This is a genomic window from Acidisoma sp. S159 (genome assembly GCF_009766125.1).
Lineage (GTDB): Bacteria > Pseudomonadota > Alphaproteobacteria > Acetobacterales > Acetobacteraceae > Acidisoma.
The window spans coordinates 501,904-524,004 of record NZ_LMUG01000032.1 but is presented as its reverse complement, the minus strand read 5'-3'; the positions used below and the strand labels follow the sequence as shown (position 1 = coordinate 524,004).

Sequence of the window (22,101 nt, the reverse complement as noted above, 5' to 3'; positions counted from 1 at the left end):
CATGGCCCCCGACAAGGTCGGCATGCAAGGGAACTATGCCCGATGACCGCGACTGTCTTCCTCAACGGCAGGTTCCGCAGCCAGTCCGTTACCGGCGTGCAGCGTTTCTCGGCGGAAGTCGTGTCCGCGATCGATCGCCTCATGCTGCGGGGCGAGTGGCCGGAGACGACGCTGCTCACGCCACAGCTTGACGAGCCGGCAGATCGTGGTGGTGCCACTCCTTATGGGCTGTTGCAGTCACGAAAAGTCGGGCACCGGAGCGGTCACGCCTGGGAACAGATCGAGCTGCCGAAAGCTGCCCGTGGCGGTACTCTGGTCAGCCTCGGCAATACCGCACCGGTTTTGGCGGGGCATCGCCAGGTGGTCGTGATTCATGACGCCGGTATCTTCGACACACCCGAATCCTACTCGTTGCGTTTCCGGCTTTGGTACAAGACTTTGCAGCACATGCTGGTCAAGACCGGCGCCAAAGTGGTGACGGTTTCGGCCTTCTCGCGGGACCGTATCGCATCGCGGCTCGGCATCGATCCCGCCCGGATCGCGGTGATGTATGAAGGCGCAGACCACGTTCTGCGGGTTCCAGCCGATCCTGACACGCTGAATCGCCATGGGCTGCGGCCGGGAGGATACGCGCTCGTCGTCGGTAGCAGGGTCGCGCATAAGAATTTGACGGCTCTCCGCGAAGTGGCCGCTGTGCTCAAGACGCGCGGCATGGTCATCGCGGTCGCCGGCGGCTCGAACAAAGACGTTTTCCAGAATGCCGAGGTGAATGACCTCGGCGAAAAACGCCTTGGCCGAACGACGGATGGCGAATTGCGGGCCCTGTACGAGAACGCGGCCTGCCTGCTGTTCCCGTCGCGCTACGAAGGTTTTGGCCTGCCGCCGGTCGAGGCAATGGCTTGCGGCTGTCCGGTGCTTGCCTCGGGCGGCGGCGCCGTCGAGGAGATTTGCGGCGACAGCGCCCTTTACTTCACCAGTGACGGCCGGCTCTCAATCATCGCGGCGGTCGAACGGCTGCTGGACGAGGAAGGGCTCGCGGCCGAACTCCGAACGAAGGGGCTGGCGCGTGCGGCTTCCCTGAGCTGGGACGCATCGGCGCGGATCCTGGGTGATGTTGTGCGGAGCGCGTGATGAGGGCCGCCCTCAAAGCGATCCGTGGCAATTGGCGGGACCTCGCCTTCTGCGCCGTCCTCGCAACCGCCGTTCCTTTGGCAGCAGCGCGTGCTGATGGGCTTGAGCCGGCGGTCGATTCGGCCGGTGCTTGCGCCAGCGCGATAAGTGCCGCCGAATTGCGCTATCACCTGCCGCATGGCCTGCTGTTTGCCATCGGTGAGGTGGAGTCTGGACGCCCGGACCCCGCGACCCATCGGCTGGAGCCGTGGCCCTGGACGGTACAGTCGCAGGGCCAGAGCTTCTATTTCGACACCAAGCCGCAAGCCGTTAAGTGGGTGGAGCAGGCTCAGGCCAAAGGCATCGCCTCGATCGATACCGGCTGCATGCAGGTCAATCTGTTCTATCACCCGCATGCCTTCCAGACCGTCGATGACGCTTTCGACCCCGCGCAGAATGCTGACTACGCCGCCCGGTTCCTCATCTCGCTTCATGCGTCGGTGGGGGACTGGAAGCAGGCCGCGGGCTTCTATCACTCGCAGACTCTCGCTTTGGCGAACCCCTATAGCGACCGGGTCGAGCGCGCTTTGACCGGCAAAGGATGGGTCGGCTTGCCGCTTGGTCCGCCGCCTCCCACGGTCCTCGCCTTGTTGCATGATGCCTGGGGCGCGACGCTCGATACGAGCGAAACCGCCTCCGCGGCAGGAGTGTCAGCGAGCGCCTGGACAATCCTGCAGCGACCCAAACCCCAGCCCGTGGCCCGGCCATGGCGGCGCCACCGGAGGGCTATTATGCTTACCGAAGCTCGCTAACAGCAAAATTCGTCTAGCACGCTGTCATTCCTGTAGTTATGCTCTCGCAACCCTCTCCAGGTGTTGGTGATGAAATTGTTTTACGCCCTTCAGAGGCACCGTATTACCTCTGTCTTCCTAGCCTTCCGCAAAGCGGCCGCAACCACGGCGGCGGCCTGTCTATTGTTAGCCGCCTGCGCTCCCGGCTCCGATTTGCCACCGTTGCCCGCCACGCAAGCTGGTCCTTACCGGCTCGGCACCGGCGAGCAGGTGCGAATCGTGATCTTTGGCCAGGAGCAGCTGACCGGGCGGTTCACCGTCAATGATCGCGGCAATATCTCTGTGCCACTGCTGGGGCCGATACCGGCCAGCGGGCTGACCACCTCACAGCTTGAGGCAAACATCGCGGAAGAGCTGAGAGACAAGAAGATCCTTGTCAGTCCCAGCGTCTCGGTGGAGGTCGTGACCTTCCGGCCGGTGTTCATCTTGGGCGAAGTGGTCAAGCCAGGCCAGTATCCCTACGAGCCGGGCATGACGGCCCTGACCACGGTCGCGATCGCGGGTGGCTTCACCTATCGGGCGCAGACGGGATACGTCTCGATCCTCCGGACGATCAACGGTCATTCCTTCGAGGGACGCGCCATGCGCGGGACGCCGCTTGAGCCGGGCGACGTCGTAACGGTCTTCGAGCGCTATTTCTGATCGAAGGCTATGCCATCCCTCGGCAATGCGCCGAGGGATGGCGGCTCTCACCTAGGCGGAACTGAGGGCCGGAAAGCTTCCGGCCCTTAGCGCGTGGTGAGGGCTTTGAGACGGGGGCGAGCGAAATCCGCCTGCACCTCTAACGTCATCATCGGCGAAGGCCGATCCAAAGACCCATCATGGCACGCGAAGGCGTGCCATCCACGCCTTGCCTTCGTCGGGAAGGAAGGCGTGGATGCTCGGCCTTCGCCGAGCATGACGTAGCGGAATCTACGCGGTTCAGACCAAAGTCATCTTCGCCGTAGTGTCGGGCGAATATCCCAGGATTGTTCGGTTGTCCCTGGGCCTAGTCGGGCGCCGATCTTCGGGAGAAAACCCTAAGCCGCCGCCTCAGAGTCCCACGTGCAGGGTGAGGGCCAGGAGATTCTGGTCGAAGGCGCCGGTCTGCTGCGCATTGGGGGCGGATGATTGCGCGATATTTCCCGCCGAGGTCTGGTGGGTATAATCGTCGCTGAGCGATAGCTGCAGATTCCGGTTCAGCAACCAGGTGACTCCGCCGCCGACCGTTATCGCATTTTGGCTGCCGCCGAGGAGATAATTCGCGTTTTCGAAAGCACCGCGGCCTTGCAGCAAGACGTAGCGCAGCAATTCGTAATCGACGATCAGCCGGGCCTGGCTAAGCACGTAGCCATTCGTGTCCGCCGATTGGGGGTCCTCGATCTCGCGGGAGAGCACACCCGTAAGGGTTAAAACCCCCGTCGGCGTCCAGATCGCGGTCGCGGCGACGATCGGCGCCGTGTGGCTTGCGTATTGCGACGCCTGGAACACCCGCGTTTCGACACCGGCCAGAAGACTGTACCGCCAGACGCTCGCCGCCTGATAGTCGAGGCCGCCGAGAGCGAGGAAGCTGTTCGAGTTGTTGCTGGGCTGTCCTGCGGCCGGGCTGATGTAGTGCGAATCGACCGCACGCGCGACGAAGATGATGCCGCTTTTATCCGTCAGAGCGTAGCGGCCGTTGAATCCGCCAGCCACCACGTCCCGGTTTAGATAATCCTGGTTCTGCTCAATCCCATTCAAGGTCACGTCGCCATAGCGATAGGCGCTGACATCGAGGGTGGGCGATAACGAGAAGCGGCCGAAATTGAAGGTGTAGGAGAGCTCAGCCGAATCGGTTTGATTGAGCGAAGGCGTCTCGGTCTGCACCGCGCCGAGCGCCGTGCCGAGCAGATGATAGGATTGATGCGAATAGGCCGCCGTGAGCTGGCTATCGCCAATCGTATAGCCGCCCGCGAGCCCGACGTTCCAATCGGTATAGTTCTCGCTCGGAAGGTCGAAGAACTGGAAGTGGTCCATCCCGATCGTCGCCGCGAGGCTATCGCGACTCCAATCCGACTGGGCGGAAATGTTGGCCGAGGTCCGCGAGCCCCAGCTCCCGGTGTTATTGCCCGAGCTGGTGCCGCCGTTGACGTTCGTATTGTCGAAGATCGACTCATCCAAATTGGGGCGAACGGTGAAGCTGCCGAGCTGGATGCCGGGGGCCTCATATTCCGGGCGCAAGCGGGAAAGCACCGTCACCCCGAGTTCCTGGTCGTAGCCCGAGGTGGCAGAGGGAAAAAACGCCTCCGCCGTCTGCGCCCATAGCGGATGGGACCACGTCAGCAGAGTGGTGGTGAGCAGGCCAAGCAGCACCCTATTCCGCGGGGATGACCCGGCTGAAGGGCTGCTGGTTCGAAACGGCACTAGCTGCATCACGCGAGAATCCGTCCGAGCCCTTTGTCCAAACACGATCCGACCGACGCGGCGCGTCGCTGTGGGGACGCCGGACCGTCCAAGGCTGAAGGCGGAACCCCCAGCTTCACGAAGCTAACGGTGAATGTTGTCGGATGGCAAGAACACTCGGAGCTAATTGAAAAATTTACTCCGACCGTGTCACCGGCCGGACCTGGCCGGAGAGGGGGCCGGGCTCCACCTCGGCAATTGCCGATTCCGCAGCCTCGGTTCGTCCTTGTCGACCTGTCCTTGCGGCTATCCCGCCTATCATCCGGGTACCTCCCTTCGGATGATTGGCCGGTTTCGTCTAAGCAAATTGCACCAATCCCTCATGCGGGTGCACCTGAAGTACCGGCAAGGCAGCGACAGGCGGGCGTCATAGATTGCACTCCGCCGCAAATGTGGTCTTGAGGAGAGGTCGTTGACAGTATTGAAGAGTCAACAAGTGCTTGAAGAATTGGCGTTGACGCAAAGCGGTGTTCTTGCTTCGGACCGGCCGCGCTCCTCGCCCATCTCCTGCACCGTTTCGCTGTTCGCAGCGGATAGTATCGCGATCATCCTCTCGGTCATCGTGGTGGCCTGCTGCGGCGCTTTTCTGTCCAGCGCGCTGGCCATGCAGGCGCAGCCGAATGGGGTTTGGGCGCTACGCGACGTCCTGATCCTCTACGTCGTAACGACCGGCTACCTTGCTTTCAAGGGCCGCTACAGCGAGCGGATCCCGTTCTGGACCGAGATGAAGCTGATCCTCTCGACGACCTTTTGGGCCATTTCGGCCGAAGTGGTCCTGGGCGCGCTCGACCGGGATATCATCAGCCGGGCGCCCACCATCGTGATCTTCGGGCTTTTCCCGGTCTTCGCGATCGTTGCCAATTCGCTCGCCAAGAGCGCTTTGACGCAGACCGGCGCCTGGACCTTGTCGATCGTTCTGATCGGCGACGGAGCAAGCGCGCTGGCCGCCGAGGCGGCTTTGGCCTCTGACCCAGGACTCGGCTACGAGGTTGTCGGCCGGGTCGACCCCGCCTCCGTCATGGCGGTCACGAACGGCCCCAAGCTCTGGCCGCTGGTCGAGCGGTATCGCGCCGATCGCCTCCTTCTGGCGCTCGACGGCGACAAGGAACTGCAACGCCAGGTCATCGGCTGCGCGCTTCGCGAGCGGGTGCCTTTCGCGATTGCGCCGGAGCCCCATGCTTTTCCGGCCTTCGCCTGGGAGGCGACGCGCTTCTTCAGCCACGACGCCGTCATGCTTTCGGTTCGCCACGGGCTATCCCGGCGCCTATCCCAAGCGGTCAAGGCCACGATCGACGTATCGGCTGCCGCCGTCATGCTGCTTCTCGCGAGCCCGGTCTTCCTCGTGGTCATCTTGCTGAACAAGCTGGATGGCGGGCCGGTCTTCTTCGCTCATCGTCGACTTGGGGCGGGTGGCAGGTCTTTTCCCTGCCTGAAATTCCGCACGATGGTGGTGGATGGCGAGCGGGTGCTTGCCGAAGCCGTTGCCGCCGACCCCGCCTTGGCGGCCGAGTGGGAAGCCACGCGCAAGCTGCGGAACGATCCGCGCGTTACGCGCATCGGCAAGTTCCTGCGCAAGACCAGCCTGGATGAGCTGCCCCAGCTCATCAACGTTCTTCTGCGCCAGATGAGCCTCGTGGGGCCGCGCCCCATCGTGGAGAGCGAGGCGCGGTTCTATGGCGACGACATCGCCCATTATTACGGCACTCGCCCTGGCCTCACCGGCCTTTGGCAGGTGAGCGGCCGCAGCAACACTTCCTATGCCCGGCGCGTGCAGCTCGACGTCTGGTACGTGAATAACTGGACCGTTTGGCTCGATATCGCGGTGCTGCTGAAGACTCTTCCAGCCGTTCTTGGGCGCAGCGGCGCTCACTAACTTTCCTAATTTTCAACGCATTTCGCGTGGAGCATTCATGACATCTCTTTCCCCCATCGTGCGGTCGACTGAACGCCTCGAAAGCGGCGCCGCGCTGATCGTCCCCGTCATCCTTTCAGGCGGTTCGGGCACCCGGCTTTGGCCGGTCTCGCGTGAGAGTTTTCCGAAGCAGTTCTGGCCGCTCGTTTCCGATCGGACCCTGCTGCAGTCGAGCGCTTTGCGCGCCACGGATGTCCGCTTCGCGCCGCCGATCGTCATCTGCAATCACGAGCATCGCTTCGTGGTCGCCGAGCAGCTGCGTGCCGCTGGGATCGAGGATGCACGTATCGTTCTGGAGCCGACCGGCCGTAACACGGCGCCCGCTATCGCGACCGCGGCACTGTTGGTCGCCAAGGATGATCCTTCGGCCGTGCTGTGGGTGATGTCCGCCGATTCCGCCATGCAGCGCACCGAGACCCTGGCCGCGGCGATCGATGTCGCGGAAGCGGCCGCTCGCGCCGGGCGCATCGTGTTGTTCGGCATGCAGCCCTCCGCGCCCGAGACGGGCTACGGCTATATCGAGCGCGGCGAGGAGATCGAAGAGGCGCCGGGCGCTTATGGCGTGAGCGCGTTCCTCGAGAAGCCGGATGCGGCGGTCGCCGCGAAGCTCATCGCTTCGGGCAAGCACCTGTGGAACGCCGGCATGTTCGTCTTCATGGCGAAGACGATGCTGGCCGAAATGACGGAGCATGCGCCGGGCGTGCTGGAGACGGTTCGCCGCGCGATGGACGCCGGCAGCGAGGATCTCAACTTCACGCGGCTCGATCCCGCGACTTTCGCGGAATGCCCGAATATCAGCGTCGATCATGCGGTGGCCGAGCACACCAGCGTCGCGGCGGTGGTGCCGGCGGATTTCGGCTGGTCCGATGTCGGCGGCTGGCGCGCGCTTTGGGAGCTGGGCGAGAAGGATGAGCGCGGCAACGTCACGGTCGGTGATGTCATGCTCGAAACCGCGGATAACTGCTACGTGCGGAGTGACGGTATCGTGACGGCGGTTGTCGGTCTTGAAGACGCCGTCGTGGTCGTCACGAAGGACGCGGTGCTCGCGATGCACAAGAACCGCGCCCAGGACGTGAAGAAGATCGTCGACCGACTGAAGAAGGCGGGCCGTCCGGAGGCGGTGTCGCATAACCGCTGCTACCGCCCCTGGGGATTCTACGAGAGCCTGATCCAGGGCGACCGCTTCCAGGTCAAGCGGATCGTGGTGGAGCCCGGCCACAAGCTATCCCTGCAGAAGCACTTTCATCGTGCCGAGCACTGGGTGGTGGTGAATGGCACCGCCGTGGTGACGCGGGACCACGAGGAGGTCCTGATCCGCGAAAACGAGAGCATCTACCTGCCGCTCGGCTGCGTGCATCGGTTGGAAAATCGCGGCCGCATCCCCCTGGCGCTGATCGAGGTGCAGTCGGGGGCGTATCTTGGCGAGGATGATATCATCCGCATCGAGGATACCTACGGGCGTAATTGAGGGCGGTGGCGACTTCCCTAAAGCTTGTCTGAACCACTGACGTTAACGATCGTCATCCTCGCCGAAGGCCGAGGATCCACGCTTTGCTAGCGATACGAAGAAGGCGGGGATGTTCGGCCGCGGGCGGCCCGCCTTCGCCGAGCATGACGAGGGAGACTAGCTACCGGCCGACTGGGCCGCGGTGCGACCCGGGATCAACTCCCCGAGGCCGCCGCGCCCACCGGGCCTGGCCGAGCGTAAGGCTCGTCATGGCGCGACAGATGCAGCGCCATCTGGACGATCAGATGTTCCGAGGGCGCGCGCACCCCGGCTAGCGCCACGATCAGCACAGTCGCTCCAGCGCCAATGATCGGCCACCAGTTGAAGGCCGCACGGAGCGGTAGCCACGCGAAGCGCAAATAAACCAGCGCCACAAGGCCGCCTAGAGCGCAGCCGGCGACGATCTCCGACCATGAATGCGCCGAGAGCGCGACCCGCGAAATACCGATCGCCACACCGACCGCGAAGCCCAGCAGCGCGGCGGCGATCCGCGTGCGGACACCAGCACGCCGGCTGATGAAATAGGCGGCAATCGGCATGATGGAGCAGGCGAGCATCGCGTGGCCGCTGATGCCGGCGAACCGCAAGGCGGGGATGCCGAGGCCCCAGCCCAGGAAGGCAAGCTTGGTCGCCAGGACCACGGCGGCGCCAGCGCCCAGCACGGCAAACAGTAAGACCGCGTCGCGTCTCATGCCGTTGATCACGAGCCACAGCATCAAGCCAGCCCCGGCCGGCAGCATCGCGGCGGAATCCCCGACACCGGTGATCACGGTCAAAAGCTCATACATCTGGGTGGCGGTCGCCGCTCAATTCCTGGCGGGCTGATGCCATGGGCGAAGGCCTGACCGCAACCGGCGGTGGCTGAAGCCGCCCCCGCGCCCGTCAGGCAAAAGAAAACCGGCTCAGATGCGATGATCTGAGCCGGTCCGGGCCGCGCCGAGGGCAGGGGCGGAGGACCGCCGCTGCCCCCTTTGGCCAGGCCGCCTACGCGAGCGTCAGCGCCTCGGATAAAGCGCGGGCGGTGGCGTGCTTCCGGCGATGCCGCAGGAGATCGGCGTCCACCATCTTCTGGCACAGCTCCCGCACGGGCATGACCGGCGCCCAGCCGATCTTGGCAAGGGCTTTGGACGGATCGCCGATGAGGAACTCGACTTCGGCCGGGCGATAGAACTCCGGCGTGATCTCGACCAGCAGGCGGTTGGTGCGGCGGCAGGTGCCACGCTCATTGACACCGCTGCCCTGCCAAACGACCTCGATATCGGCCGCCTGGAACGCCCAGGTAGCGAAGTCACGCACAGTGTTCGTCTTGTTGGTGGCGAAGACGAAGGTGTCGGCTTCCTCGGCTTGCAGCATCCGCCACATCCCTTCGACATATTCCTCCGCATAGCCCCAATCGCGTTCGGCATTGATGTTGCCGAGTCGGATCGGTGTTTCGCCGCCAACCGCCAGTGCCGCCACGCCATCGGTGATCTTGCGGGTCACGAATTCGAGGCCACGCAGCGGCGACTCGTGATTGAAGAGGATGCCGCAGCTACCGAAGATATTATAGGATTCGCGATAGTTCACCGTGATCCAATGGGCATAGAGCTTGGCGACCGCATAGGGGCTGCGCGGATAGAAGGGCGTCGCCTCCGACTGCGGAATAGACTGCACCAGGCCGAACATCTCGGCGGTCGACGCCTGGTAGTAGCGGATGGTCGGATCAACGGTGCGGATCGCTTCGAGAAGGTGGAGCGCGCCGAGGCCGGTGATCTGCGCCGTGGTCTCCGGCTGGTCGAAGGACGCGCCGACGAAGCTCTGCGCGGCGAGGTTATAGACCTCGCTGGGGCGGGCGGCTTCCAGCATGCGGATGCAGGACACCGGATCGGTCACATCGTTGACCGACAGGATGAGCCTGGGGTGGTTGAGGATCCCGAGCTCTTCCAGGCGCCAGAAATTCACCGAGCTCGTCCGCCGATAGGTGCCGTGAACGGTATAGCCCTTGCCCAGCAGGAACTTCGCCAGGTAGGCGCCATCCTGGCCGGAAATTCCGGTGATCAGGGCGGATTTCGTTCGCTGCGACGCGATCTGGGTTTCCGAGGTCAGTTCGGCCATCGTGTCAGGGGGCATCAGGCTGCATCCTCATTTACCATGTGGGGTCTCACACCACCGCGGTGGAGCTTGCTCGCGTGGGTCTCCCAGCGGGAGCGCACGAAGCGGGTGAATTCCGAACGGAAGCGTTCGGTGGAGAAGCGCAGGGCATGCGCGCGGACCCGCTCGGGATCGAACTGGCCTTCGGCCTTCTCGAACTGAACAACCGCCGCCGCGATGGCTTCGGCGCTCTGCTCGTGGAACAGCAGGCCGCTGACGCCGTTCGCCACTGTCTCGACGGCACCGCCACGGCCGTAGGCGATGACGGGCGTGCCGCAGGCCTGGGCCTCGATCGGCGTGATGCCGAAATCCTCCTCGGCCGCGAAGATAAAGGCCCGTGCCCGCTGCATATGGTCGAGCAGGACGGAGAAGGGCTGGTAGCCCATGATGGTCACGTTCGGACCGGCCAGCGCCTTGATCCGCTTGAACTGCGGCCCGGTGCCGATCACCACCAGCTTGCGGTCCGGCATCTTCGAGAAGGCTTCCACGATCAGGTGGATCTTTTTGTAGGGGACCATGCGCGAGGAGGTTAGGTAGAAATCTTCCTTCGCCTGGCCGGGAACGAATTTCTCGGTGTCGACGTTCGGATAGATCGTGACGGAATCGCGATTATACGCCTTCTTGATGCGCCGCCCGATATAGTTGGAGCAGGCGATGAAGTGGTCGACGCTCTGCGCCGAGCGATAATCCCACATCCGGATCTTGTGCAGGAGATATCGCGACAGGATGCTGCGTACGCCGCGCTCCATGTTCGATTCTTTGAGGTACTGCGCCTGAAGGTCCCAGGCATAGCGCATCGGCGTGTAGCAATAGCAGATATGCAGCTGGTCCGGGCCCGTGATGATGCCTTTGGCAACCGCATGGCTGTTGCTGATCACGACGTCATAACCGGACATATCGAGCTGCTCGATGGCCATCGGCATGAACGGCAGGAGCCACCGGTAGAAGTGCTGAACGAAGGGCACCTTCTGCAGGAAGGTCGTGTTGATCTTCCTGCCGCTGAAGCCAGCGCGATGCTGCTCCGGCAGGCGGTCGATCAGCGTATAGAGGTCGGCGTTCGGAAACTCCGACAGCATGACCTCGAGCACTTTCTCGGAGCCAGCATAGGTCGTGAGCCACTCGTGTACGAGTGCGACTCTCATGGTGTTCAGCCCTTTGTTCGAGGCGCTCAGAGGGCGGGCGCTATTTGCGAGTGCCTCCACTACTGACCCCATGACGTTCTCCTGTCGTTACTGTGTCGATTTGCCGAAGTCACACGAAGATGTGTACGCGGCAAGCTAGCCATGAGGCGTAGATGCGCGGGCTGTTCCAATGACGTAGAGCCAGAAGCGGCAAATAGCTTGCAGATCTGTATAGACGTGTGGGCGCGTTCGACTTGCCGGAAAGCGGCGGTCTCGATGATCAACTGCATCACGCTTGCGTCCAGGCGGTCATTGGCGGTCCCATCACGTTATTGAAAGCTCGTCCGGCGGCGGATGTAGAAGACACACCAGTGTCAAAACCGAAGCTGCCGCTGTTCGATCAACACTTTGCATGCCTCAGGCCCCAAAAGGAAAGTTCGCCCAAAGGAGGACATTGCTATCCCTTGGACCGACAAGCCCAGTGAAGGCGCCTGATGGAGGCCGATCCCCGGGGTTACCTGCCCTGCAACCGTGGGTCCGTGACCTTGAAGACGGGGAAAATCTGCCCATTAGCCAAATCGAAGCGTGGCGCTGGGGTCACATACCTCGAAAAGGCGGCGTCACAGCGCAACTAACAGGAACTAAATCTAACATCCGGCGCCGCGAGATCATCGCGACTGCCGCGGGGAATATGAATGTCGTACGTCGGAGAGCAGGCGCCTGCCGGCTTCACTAACGCTCCCAAATGCCGCACAGTCGAGGGCCATCACGCCCCTGAGGACTGGGAGCTCGACGCTGGCCTTGATCTGGATTTCGGTGATTTCGGCCCGGCCTGGTCGCCGGTGATGACACCGCGCGCGACGTCCCAAGCGACCATCGGGATGCGCGTGGCAATCGTCCATGAGTGGCTGGAAACCTTTGCGGGCTCCGAGAGCGTGTTGGAGCAGCTCCTGCTCTGTTTCCCCACCGCCGAGGTGTTCGCGGTTGTCGACTTCATGAAGACGGAAGACCGCGCCTTTCTACAGGGCCGCAAGGTCCATACGACCTTCATCCAGCGCCTTCCGCAGGCGCGGAAGCAGTTCCGCAAATATCTCGGGCTGATGCCGCTTGCGATCGAGCAGTTCGATCTCACGGGCTTTGATCTCATCATCTCCAGCAGCCATGCCGTCGCTAAAGGCGTGATCACTGGGCCGGATCAGATCCATATCAGCTATGTCCATTCCCCGATGCGCTATATCTGGGATTTGCAGCACCAGTATCTGAGGCAAGCGCGGCTGCGCTGGGGGCTCAAGGCGCTCTACGCGCGCTGGCTTTTCGCGCGGCTGCGGCAGTGGGATATGGCGAGCGCCCAGCACGTCGATCATTTCATCGCCAATTCTGCTTATATTTCTCGCCGCATCGAGAAGAACTACCGGCGCGAGGCCACCGTGATTTTTCCGCCAGTCAATGTTGACGGTTTCAGGCCGGGTGCCGGTAAGGAGGATTTCTATCTCCTCGCCTGCCGCTTCGTGCCTTACAAGCGTGCGGAAGTGGTGGTGGAAAGCTTCAGGCAGCAGCCTGGTCGTCGCCTGATCGTCGTTGGTGACGGACCAGAGGCGGCGAGCGTGCGCGCGGCGGCGCGCGGGGCGAAAAATATCGAGTTCCGGGGGGCGATCCCCAAGAAGGATCTTGTCGCTCTGATGCAGGCCGCGAAAGCCGCGGTTTTCGCGGCCGAGGAGGATTTCGGCATCACGATGGTCGAGGCGCAGGCCTGTGGCACGCCGGTAATTGCTTTCCGGCGCGGCGGTGTGACCGACATCGTCGTGAGTGAAGGAGAGGGACCGCCCACGGGTGTTTTGTTCGACCGTCAGGATGCGGCGTCTGTTACGGCGGCGATTGAGGAGTTCGAGGCGATCGGTTCGGCGATCACAAGTGACGCTTGCCGCGCCAATTCTCTGCGTTTCTCGCGGTCTCGGTTCAGGCGGGAAGTCTGCGCGCTAGTGGACCGGATTGTCGCTTAGCTCGATCTAACCCGCCGCACTTCGTAACAATTCCCCGACGTCATCCTCGGCGAAGCCCGGGGATTCACGCCTTGCTTCTGGCGGTGACGGCAGGCGTAGATGCCCGGCCTCGCCGAGCATGACGAGTGCTCTCGGAATTAGTCGTGAGTAAGCAGCTACTACAGCCGCAATTCACCGTCGCAGATTTTGCGCAGCAGCGGTTGGTCGCATTTTACGAACGCCTGTCGCGTCCGGTCATCGAACCACACCGCCGACTCCGGAGCAGCATTCGACAGACCCTCGCGGGAAAGCGAACCCTTCGTCGTCTTGAAGGTGCCGGTGATCTCGATGCCGTCCGTGAGGCGCACGAAAAGCGGCCGGGCGTAGTCCGGCAAGCTCGCATGCATATGGGTTCTGAGAGTTTCGAGGTTGAAGCGCTTGTCGGCGGCAATGGCGGCCATGCCGACGCGGCCCTCTACACCCGGTATCGCCACGCCGTAGACGACCGCGTCGGTCACGCCATGGCACGAGCCGATGACGGCGGCGACTTCCGTGGTCGAGACGTTTTCGCCTTTCCAGCGGAACGTGTCCCCCAGCCGGTCGACGAAGTAGAAAAAGCCGGCCTCGTCTTTGCGCATCATATCGCCGGTGCGAAACCAGCGATCCCCCGGCGCGAAGACATCGCGTAAAATCTTGCGAGCTGAAGCCGACTCGTCTGTGTAGCCATCGAAACGGCGGGCGGGCGAGGAACTGTCGGACAGAAGTTTCCCGAGAGCCTCGCCGGGTTCGTCGGCCGCGCAGCGGATGCAGAATCCGGCCTCGTCACGCAAAGGCTCGCCCGTCTCGACATCGATCTTGACGAGCGCCACAGGAAAGCTGTGCCGCAGGAAACTCGGGATGCGGCCGATCGCGCCGGGCTTGCCCTCGCAATTGTACAGCGAAACATTGCCTTCGGTCGCCGCGTAGAATTCGAGGATGCGGGGCACGGCGAAGCGCGCCTGGAAACGCTCCCAGACCTCGCCCTGAAGACCATTGCCGCAGCACAGTCGCAGTTTGTGAGCGCGCTCGCGGGGATGCTCGGGGGTCTGAACCAGGTAACGGCAAAGCTCGCCGATATACTGGAATACCGTGCAGCCATGATCGACCACATCGTCCCAGAATCGGCTGGCGGAAAAGCGGGTGCGGATCACGATCGAAGCGCCCTGCGTCAGCATCGAGCCGATCGCGACGACACCGCCAACGCTGTGATACATCGGCAGGCAATTATACAGCCGGTCTTCGGGCCGTGCGTCCATCAGACCGGCGAACCAGTAGCTCCATTCGAGTATTCTGGCGTGGCTGACAAACGCCGCCTTGGGCAGGCCCGTGGTGCCGGAAGTATTTATCAGCAACGCACGGTCATGAGCCTTGGGCAAACGCGCACGCGGCGTCTCGGAGGGATCGCAGCTGCCGGTCGCGACATCAAGGTCAATCCGAGGATAACGGATCTCGTCACTTTCGCCGTGGAGCCAGATGTCCATGCCCTCAGGCAGTTTCGCGGAAAGCGCGGTGACGCGGGGCAGCATTAAGCTCGCAACAATAATCTGCTGGGCATTTGCCAGGCGGATGCAATGCGCGAGCGCATCGCCCGTGAGGTTCGTGTTGATGAGCGCGACGGCACAGCCGATCTGCGACAGACCGAGCCAGATCGCCACATAGTCGGGGCAATTCGGCATGAGGAGGCAGACGGTGGCGCCTGGCTCCAGCCCTTGCTCCAATCCCCAGCGCGCATAGCGATGGGACAAATCAACCAGCGCGCGATAGGTCAGCGCGCCATCTTCCCCGATCAGCGCAAGGTTCTCGCCTTTCGTGGCGACCAGATCACCGAGCGCCGACAATAGCGTTGTATGGCCGCTGATCTCGATCTGCTTCCTGTATTGAAGCGCGCGGCTCCAATCCTCGAGCGCAGAACGGGAAGCCTTGGCATCCTCAGTCACGCGGGTATATCCCCTTATGGGAGCCCCGGCGGCCCATTCTCCGGCTCAGATAGCTTTCTGAACCGAACAATGAGCCGCGACCGGTGCTCGAGGCGAGCCTGGCCTCAGGACGACAGTCTCGGAACGCAGGTCACGAGCAGCATCTTGAAGGCTTCCCAAAGCGGCAGCACGCGGTCGTCGAGCTTGATGTGCCGGCTCAGCGCGCCATGGCCCTGCTCCGGGTCGCTGTCGAAACGGACATGCTCGGCCAGGAAGTGCTCGAAGGACCGCAGGAGAGCGTTGTCCCAGTTGCTGTACTGCAGGATCGCGCGGAAAACGGTCTCGAGACCGCCGTCCTCATAGCTCGCGATGGAAGCCGCGCGCGAGGTGTTGTCGAGCTTCTGGACTTCTTCCAGATAGGCCGCGCCGACATTGGCGAAGTAAACGGCCTTGCTGCGCTCGATCGGGAGAAGATCGAGGGTGCGGCGCATATACTCGTCGTGGTTGACCTTTTCGCCGTGCATGACGACGCCGGGCCAGGGCGACAGGTTGTCAGTGTCGCACTCTTCCTGCTCGAGCTGGATCAGCTTCTCGTCATTCGGATAGAGGCTGCGAGCGATCTGCAGGTTCTCGCGGAACTGGATCGAGAAGTAGTAATAGGCCCAGGCGACGGCCGTCATGTCCTCGGACGTCAGCGAGGTCCAGCGCAGATTTCCGATGTCATCGATGACTTTGCGGAATTTGTAGGTTTCAAGAACGGTCATGGTGAGATGCTCCAAACGATGATGAAATATACTAGGAATCTGCGGTCGCCGGCTGCTTGAACTTTTGGAGTAAGCGAGCCAAGGCCAGGACGTCTTCAGGCATCGTCTGACCATTCGTGACACACATACGCACGACATCACGCCCGCGGAACGAAGTGCTGGACACCCAGGCGGATTGTGACGCGACGATTTCTCGCGTGATCGCACGCGCGGACGGGAAGCCCGGCGGCGGATCGACGCATAGCACCCCGAGCGGTGAGTCGTTCGCGGAGGTCCATCCCTGCGCTACGAGTTCCCGCTTGAGGAGGTTGGTCAAAGCGACCGAACGCTCGACATGTTCGCCGTAACCGTCCCAGCCAACCGAGGCCAGAGAGAGGAAGAGGCGAAGGCCAAGGAAGCGGCGCGACCATTGGACCGTGTTGAGGTAAGGATCCAGCGTTCGCGTCGTCGATGGCATGAAGGTGACTGCGACGTGGAAGGCGTCCGACATAACCTCGGGTCGGCTGGTAATGAACATGCCGCAGGCCATGGTCGTCGCGAACCACTTATGCGCATCGATCGTGACCGAGTCGGCACTTTCGATGCCGGCGAGCAGATGGCGCAGCTTTTCGGAAGCGATCAGCGCGCCGCCCCAGGCGGCATCGACGTGGAACCAGGCGCCATTGGCCCGGGCAATCTCGGCGGAAGCGGTGATCGGATCGATCATCCCCGCGCCCGTCGTGCCAGCGGTGGCGACGATCATCACGGGAATCCGGCCCTCAGCCTTATCGGCGCGGATGGTGTCGGCGAGTGCCTGCATGTCCATGCGGCCATCGCGATCTGTCGCCACGAGACGGAGCGAGGAGCGGCCGATACCCGCCAGATGCGCGATTTTTACCCAGGCGAGATGCGCGTCTTCGGAAACATACAGCATCGGCGGCCCGGCATAAGCGCGGACGCCTTCGGTGGCGAAAAGAGGATTGGCTTCCGTGAGCGCGCAGATCAGCGACGTGAAATTCGCCTCCGAACCGCCCGAAGTGAAGTGGCCGCCGGCACCAGGCGCCAAGCCAACACGCGCCGCGATTGCGCGGATGACGTGGGCTTCAATCTCGACCGGAACCGGCGATGTGGTGGCGCTGGCAAGCTGCGGGTTGAAGGCGGAGACGATTCGCTCCGCGCATTCCGCTGCGAAGGAAGGCTGCGGATTGAAAAGGCCGAAATAGCGCGGGTGGTTGAGATGGACGATGCCATGCTCAAGCTGCTCGATGACCCAGGGCAGCAGCTCGGACAATGAACGCGGGGTCTCGAAGTCGAATGACTTGAGGCTGTCGCGAAACCTGCCGAAGTCCAGATCCGGGCTGACGTTTCCCGCGGGGATCCGCTGAAGGGACTCGGCCAGTGCCTTCGTCAGGAAATCTTCCCACACCTTGCGATCGCCGGGGTCGGCGAACAACGGCGCGGGCGCGGCGATTTGCATGGAGTCAGTGCTCATTGGCTCAGCGCACGGTCGCGGTTTCGTTGTCGGGCACGAGGATCTTCCCGCCGGCGACATCGCCGAGAAGTTGCTTCAGGTGGCAGGCGTGATCCCGGCGGACAGCCGTGTTCAGCCAATTCTCATAGAGGCGGGTGGCCGGAGCCTGCCATGAGCCCGAATGAGGAGCGGCCTTCGCCAAATTCGTGATTTCTTGCAGCAGAGCAAGATCGCGCTGACCATCGAGCGCGCGCTGCCGGATACGCGCGAGTTCGCTGTCGATTTCCGCACCAAAGTAATGCGAGGGCACGGAAGGATACAGGTCCCGCTCACCGATGAGGTAGCGGCGCGCATCGCGGGTATATTCACGGAGGAGAGTGTCCGCGTCATATTCCGGATGGCCCTGAAGGAACAGGAAGGGCAGACCGTCCTTCACGAATGCATCGACCCCAACTTCGGGGCAGCGCGAAAGAACGCGGTAGCCGCTCACGACCAGGGATTCCTCGGGAACACCAAACTGGCGTGAATGCGGGATCGCCCAGCGCGGGCTGATCCCCGCCATCAGCGGATGCTCGGTCGAGGCGACCTCGCAGTCGAAAACGCCGGAGACCTTTGTGCCGGCTTGCACTCTCTCCACACCATCGAGATGGAGCACGGCCGCATGAGCGGCGAGGCAGGACCACATCACCGGGAGCGACCGGTCCTCGGCCCAGTCCACGAGCTTCTTGAAGCTCGCCCACATCGGCTCGTGATCGAGCCGCGACGTTTGCGGCTCCATCCCGGTCACGATCAACGCATCGACATTGGTGTCGTACAGCGCCGCCAGATCGGCATAGGCGTCATCCATGCAGCCACGCGGGGGAGTGGCTCGCGGGATCTCCGGAAAGGTGAAAAGCTTCAGGTGCAGGGGAACATCCGGCGCGGCGGCAAGCAGCAGCCGGAGAAACTGCGTTTCCGTCACCTTCAGCGCGCGGTCGGACGTGTTGTTGACGAGTCCGATTACGATTGGCCGGTCGCTCGATCGGCGATCGGTCGCGAGATTCTGTTCACCGAGCCAATTCATCGTACCACCTCGGGGATGCGCACCCGGCCCTGCGGGGCGTCAGGAAGGTAGATTTCGCCAACGGCTGTCGCGAGCGCCTGATCGAGATCGGCGATGATGTCATCGACATGCTCAATGCCGATACTGAGACGGATCGTTTCGGGTGTTACGCCCGCCTTGCGCTGCTCTTCCGCCGACATCTGGCGATGCGTCGTGGAAGCAGGATGGCAAGCCAGGGACTTCGAGTCGCCGAGATTGACGACCCGCTTAATCATCTGCAGGCCATCATAGAACCGCACGCCGGCGCTGAACCCGCCTTTGACTCCGAAGGTCAGCAGCGAGCAGGCGCGGCCGCCGAGATACTTCTCGACCAGGCTGTGATAGCGGCTGTCGGAGAAGCCGGCGTAATTGACCCAGCCAACCCGCGGATCGTCACGCAGGAATTGGGCAACGCGCTTGGTGTTCTCGACGTGTCGATCGACGCGGACGGCGACGGTCTCGATGCCCTGGAGAAGCAGGAAGGCGTTGAACGGGGAAAGTGCCGCGCCCGTGGTGCGGAGATGAACGCTGCGGCAGCGCGCGATATAGGCGGCGGCGCCGAAATGCTTTGTGTAGACCAGGCCGTGGTAGGAGGCGTCCGCCTTGCTGAACATCGGAAAGCGCTCTGGATGGTCAGCCCAGGGAAACTTGCCGCTATCGACGATCGCGCCACCGAGCGTGGTGCCATGCCCACCCATGAACTTGGTGAGCGAATGGATCACGATATCGGCGCCATGCTCGATGGGCCGCAGCAGGATCGGCGTCGCGACGGTGTTGTCGACCATCAGCGGGACGCCGTGGCGGTGGGCGACTTCGGCGAGAGCGCCAATGTCCGAGATATTGCCGGCCGGATTGCCGACACTCTCGCAATAAACCGCGCGGGTCTGGCCATCGATGAGCTTCTCGATGTCCTCGGGGCGGTCGCTCTCGGCGAAGCGGACGGTGATGCCGATATCCGGCAGGTAATGCGCGAACATCGAATGGGTCGTGCCATAGAGCTGCGGCACGGAAACCAGGTTGGTGCCCGGCGTCGCCAGATTCGCAACGGCGTAATGGAGTGCGGCTTGGCCAGTGCTCACAACGAGCGCCTCCAGGCCGCCCTCCAGCGCGGCGACACGCTGTTCGAGCACGGAATTGGTCGGGTTGCCGATTCGGCTGTAGCGATAGCCGGGCACTTCGAGGTTGAAGAGCGCAGCGGCGTGGTCGGCGTCATCGAAGCCATAGGCGACGGTCTGGTAGATCGGCACGGCGATCGCGTTCGTCGCCGGGTCCATATCGAAGCCTGCGTGAAGGGCGAGAGTCTCGTTCCGCATTGGAAATGGGATCCTGCTTGCAGTGGTCTTCGGGCGCCCGTTTTGTCAAGCTTGACTACCAACGGCGACAGACACAAAAGACCACGTTACTTGAATTGAAAGCAATTCATCCGAAAGGGTGGAGCCGCGTCATAAATGCCGATTAAGCGGTATTGCCGGCGTCCACAGTCATGACAGTTCCAGTGATATTTCTGGCTTTGTCACTGAGCAGGTAGTCGACCATGTTCGCGATGTCCGAGACTTCGGGCATCCGCTGGAGGGCGCTGCGGCGCATGATCTTCTCTCGCTCGGGCTCCCCAACCCCGTGAGTCATCTCGGTATCGACGAATCCCGGCGCGACGGCATTGACGGTTATGCCGAGTTTTCCGGCTTCCCTGGCGAGTGACCGTGTGAAGCCGAGCAGAGCGGCCTTCGTCGCGCTATAGACGGAAAGGCCAGAATATCCAGTGAGTCCGACAACAGAGGAAATATTCACAATACGGCCATCGCCCGCGGCGAGCATTGTGCGAATGACGTATTTGGTCAGCATCATCGGCGCGGTGGTATTCAGCGTCACCAGCCGCTCGATATCGGCGTCTTTCATATTCGCCAGAACGCCAGGCGTACCGATGCCGGCGTTATTGACCAGGCCATAGATGGGGCCATGGGCGGCTCGCACGGCTTTCACCATCGCCGGCAAGCCGGCGAGGTCCGTGAGATCGCAGGCGTGGAAATACAATGTGCCCCGGCCCGCGCCCGCGACTTCCGCCATTGCGGTCGTCAACTGCTCGGTTTCGGTTCGCGCGATGGCGATGACCTGAAAGCCGGAAGCGGCGAGGGTGCGGGCTATTCCGAGCCCGAGCCCGCGACTCCCGCCCGTGACCAGGACGCTACGCACGAGGTCGGACCAATTTGCCAGAGGCGGCGACCTCGATTGACGGAACCTCGCGGAATGTCACCGGAACCTGATGCGGGTCCAGCCGGTCGTGGCACAGCTTGCGGATCTCCTCGACGATCGCTTGGAACTCCGCGTTTGCCGGAGTAGCTGTGGGTTTCAGCACGATTTCGGCAACGACGACCGCGCCCGTTATCGGGTTTTTCCGTGCCGAGACGCGGGATACGCTGACGGCAGGGTGCTCGTTGATGACTGCTTCAACAGCCTCAGGATGCACCTTCTGTCCGCCGACATTGATGATTCCCTCGCGGCGCCCGATGAAATAATAGCGATCGCCGCGCAGTTCGAGCAGATCCCCGGTGTCGATGAAGCCGACCTCGTTCGAGAGGGCAGGCGCGACATCGCCGAGATAGCGGGCTGCCGTGCGGGAGGATCGGATGCGGAGTGAACCATCCTCGACCCGCATCTCGACGCCGGAGCCCTTAGCATCGATGAGCGCTGCCGGGAAGCCGGCCTTGCCATCACGCACATCGAAAGCGACGCCGGCCTCGGTTGACGCAAAGGCGTGGGCGACATTGGCGTGTGGATAGGCGCGCTGCAGGCTGTCGAGAATCGCCTGGTCGCAGGCCTCGCCTGAAAGTCGCACGTAATCCGGTGCCATGCTCGCGGTCGCGCCGCTCATCAAAGCCCGCCGCCAGTGCGATGGCGTGCCGGAAATATGAGTGACGCCGCATTCGCCAGCGCGTTTGAGGAAATCGGCGACGGGCTCGGCGGCGCTGGAGAAAACCTGCGAACCACCACCGGCCAAGGCGCGCAGCATGATTTGCAGGCCGCCATAGCGACGAATGTCGTAGAAAGTGCTCCAGACCGGAATGCGGCCGGCTGCAGGATTATCGACCAGCGGACCCACAAGGCTGGTGAGCGTATGCATGGCGAGCTTCGGGCGGCCGGTGGTGCCGGAGGTGAAAAGTATCCACTCCGTATCGACGCTGCGATCGGCCGTCACATGGGTTTCACGAAGTCTTGTGCCGATACGGATCGTCTTGAGGGTGTGGTCAACCTCCCGGGTCGGGCCGCCGCCATCCGTGACGACGACATCGACTTCCCCGTCGATCATCGCCGATTGCACAAAGGCGGGCGACAGATCGGGCGTGCAGAGAACGATACGCCGTGCGATGCCGTCGAGCTCGATCAGCGCAAGCGCCGTCAACAACTGGCGGTCGGTCGAAATCATGACCGAGAGACCACGCAGCGTTTCAGGCTTCGCGCTGAGAGTCGTGCTGTCAGCGAGGTCCCGAACCAAGATCCGCGTTTGCGGATCGGCGAGGAAGCGCGTCGGCGATGCCGCCTCGGGCGCTACCAGATCCCAGAGGGACCGGCGGCTAGGCTGCAGCATTTTCGTAGAGCTTGATGAATTCGCCGAGTGTGACGGGGAATTCGACATCGTCACTCGCCGAAAGAGGGTCGAGGCCAAGCTCGTCATCCAGTCCGGCGACGATGATGGCGAGGCATAGCGAATCGAGGCCCGAATCCAGCAGCGGCAGGCTGTCTGTCAGCGGCGCGAGCTGGCGTCTCTGCTGCTCCCCGACCCGGGTGATTTGCTCCAAAATGACTGAACGCACGGTCATTGTTT

General features: G+C 62.7%; 18 protein-coding genes. 6 read left to right on the top strand and 12 right to left on the bottom strand.

The features are described 5' to 3' along the window. The first annotated feature begins 42 nt into the window (after positions 1-42). From GSQ92_RS10300 to GSQ92_RS10290, 3 genes are all read left to right on the top strand, one after another. Positions 43-1,131 carry a glycosyltransferase family 1 protein gene (locus GSQ92_RS10300; protein ID WP_159013419.1) on the top strand — a complete coding sequence of 363 codons (1,089 nt, stop codon included), beginning with the start codon at positions 43-45 and terminating at the stop codon, positions 1,129-1,131. Next, positions 1,131-1,922 carry a transglycosylase SLT domain-containing protein gene (locus GSQ92_RS10295; RefSeq protein WP_159013418.1) on the top strand — a complete coding sequence of 264 codons (792 nt, stop codon included), beginning with the start codon at positions 1,131-1,133 and terminating at the stop codon, positions 1,920-1,922. Before GSQ92_RS10300 ends, GSQ92_RS10295 begins: the two co-directional genes overlap by 1 nt. Positions 1,923-1,991: 69 nt before the next feature. Then, positions 1,992-2,603 carry a polysaccharide biosynthesis/export family protein gene (locus GSQ92_RS10290; RefSeq protein ID WP_158801702.1) on the top strand — a complete coding sequence of 204 codons (612 nt, stop codon included), beginning with the start codon at positions 1,992-1,994 and terminating at the stop codon, positions 2,601-2,603. A gap of 390 nt (positions 2,604-2,993) precedes the next feature. Here GSQ92_RS10290 and GSQ92_RS10285 read toward each other — a convergent pair whose 3' ends face one another. Continuing rightward, positions 2,994-4,292 carry an outer membrane beta-barrel protein gene (locus tag GSQ92_RS10285; RefSeq protein WP_158801701.1) on the bottom strand — a complete coding sequence of 433 codons (1,299 nt, stop codon included), beginning with the start codon at positions 4,290-4,292 and terminating at the stop codon, positions 2,994-2,996. 526 nt (positions 4,293-4,818) lie between these two features. Between GSQ92_RS10285 and GSQ92_RS10280 the strand changes: the two genes are divergently transcribed. Both GSQ92_RS10280 and GSQ92_RS10275 read left to right on the top strand, forming a co-directional pair. Continuing rightward, complete coding sequence (locus tag GSQ92_RS10280) at positions 4,819-6,255, top strand: exopolysaccharide biosynthesis polyprenyl glycosylphosphotransferase (protein ID WP_158801700.1); 1,437 nt, start codon at positions 4,819-4,821, stop codon at positions 6,253-6,255. A 37-nt stretch (positions 6,256-6,292) separates the two neighbouring features. Then, on the top strand, positions 6,293-7,762 hold the full coding sequence (locus GSQ92_RS10275; protein WP_158801699.1) for a mannose-1-phosphate guanylyltransferase/mannose-6-phosphate isomerase: 1,470 nt from the start codon (positions 6,293-6,295) through the stop codon (positions 7,760-7,762). Between the two features lie 194 nt (positions 7,763-7,956). On the opposite strand, the gene GSQ92_RS10270 is transcribed toward GSQ92_RS10275, so the two are convergent. From GSQ92_RS10270 to GSQ92_RS10260, 3 genes are all read right to left on the bottom strand, one after another. Then, entirely contained in the window at positions 7,957-8,589 is a 633-nt protein-coding gene (locus tag GSQ92_RS10270) for a phosphatase PAP2 family protein (protein WP_159013417.1), read from the bottom strand. Positions 8,590-8,785: 196 nt separating this feature from the next. Further along, entirely contained in the window at positions 8,786-9,910 is a 1,125-nt protein-coding gene (gene gmd, locus GSQ92_RS10265) for a GDP-mannose 4,6-dehydratase (protein ID WP_254065501.1), read from the bottom strand. Continuing rightward, the gene (locus GSQ92_RS10260; protein ID WP_254065500.1) at positions 9,910-11,019 is read right to left on the bottom strand and encodes a glycosyltransferase family 4 protein; all 1,110 of its coding nucleotides are present in this window, start codon (positions 11,017-11,019) and stop codon (positions 9,910-9,912) included. The genes gmd and GSQ92_RS10260 overlap by 1 nt, the downstream gene beginning before the upstream one ends. Positions 11,020-11,747: 728 nt before the next feature. Between GSQ92_RS10260 and GSQ92_RS10255 the strand changes: the two genes are divergently transcribed. Further along, a complete protein-coding gene (locus tag GSQ92_RS10255; protein ID WP_254065499.1) occupies positions 11,748-13,052 on the top strand; it encodes a glycosyltransferase in 1,305 nt (434 codons plus the stop codon). 158 nt (positions 13,053-13,210) lie between these two features. On the opposite strand, the gene GSQ92_RS10250 is transcribed toward GSQ92_RS10255, so the two are convergent. From GSQ92_RS10250 to GSQ92_RS10215, 8 genes are all read right to left on the bottom strand, one after another. Continuing rightward, positions 13,211-15,007, bottom strand: coding sequence for a long-chain-acyl-CoA synthetase (locus GSQ92_RS10250; protein ID WP_158801697.1), 1,797 nt, complete (start codon positions 15,005-15,007; stop codon positions 13,211-13,213). A gap of 104 nt (positions 15,008-15,111) precedes the next feature. Beyond that, positions 15,112-15,750: a hypothetical protein gene (locus GSQ92_RS10245; RefSeq protein WP_158801696.1), complete on the bottom strand. Its 639-nt coding sequence runs from the start codon at positions 15,748-15,750 to the stop codon at positions 15,112-15,114. 31 nt (positions 15,751-15,781) lie between these two features. Continuing rightward, positions 15,782-17,206 (bottom strand): pyridoxal-dependent decarboxylase, encoded by a 1,425-nt coding sequence (locus GSQ92_RS10240; protein WP_158801695.1) that lies wholly within the window; start codon positions 17,204-17,206, stop codon positions 15,782-15,784. A 19-nt stretch (positions 17,207-17,225) separates the two neighbouring features. Next, positions 17,226-18,263, bottom strand: a complete 1,038-nt coding sequence (locus GSQ92_RS10235) for a homoserine O-succinyltransferase (RefSeq protein ID WP_158801694.1) — start codon at positions 18,261-18,263, stop codon at positions 17,226-17,228. Then, entirely contained in the window at positions 18,260-19,594 is a 1,335-nt protein-coding gene (locus GSQ92_RS10230) for an O-acetylhomoserine aminocarboxypropyltransferase/cysteine synthase family protein (RefSeq protein WP_158801693.1), read from the bottom strand. Before GSQ92_RS10230 ends, GSQ92_RS10235 begins: the two co-directional genes overlap by 4 nt. 142 nt (positions 19,595-19,736) lie before the next feature. Continuing rightward, positions 19,737-20,471 (bottom strand): SDR family NAD(P)-dependent oxidoreductase, encoded by a 735-nt coding sequence (locus tag GSQ92_RS10225; protein ID WP_158801692.1) that lies wholly within the window; start codon positions 20,469-20,471, stop codon positions 19,737-19,739. Then, positions 20,464-21,864 (bottom strand): class I adenylate-forming enzyme family protein, encoded by a 1,401-nt coding sequence (locus tag GSQ92_RS10220; RefSeq protein WP_158801691.1) that lies wholly within the window; start codon positions 21,862-21,864, stop codon positions 20,464-20,466. The genes GSQ92_RS10225 and GSQ92_RS10220 overlap by 8 nt, the downstream gene beginning before the upstream one ends. Then, positions 21,851-22,096 carry an acyl carrier protein gene (locus GSQ92_RS10215; RefSeq protein WP_158801690.1) on the bottom strand — a complete coding sequence of 82 codons (246 nt, stop codon included), beginning with the start codon at positions 22,094-22,096 and terminating at the stop codon, positions 21,851-21,853. Before GSQ92_RS10215 ends, GSQ92_RS10220 begins: the two co-directional genes overlap by 14 nt. Positions 22,097-22,101: the final 5 nt, after the last annotated feature.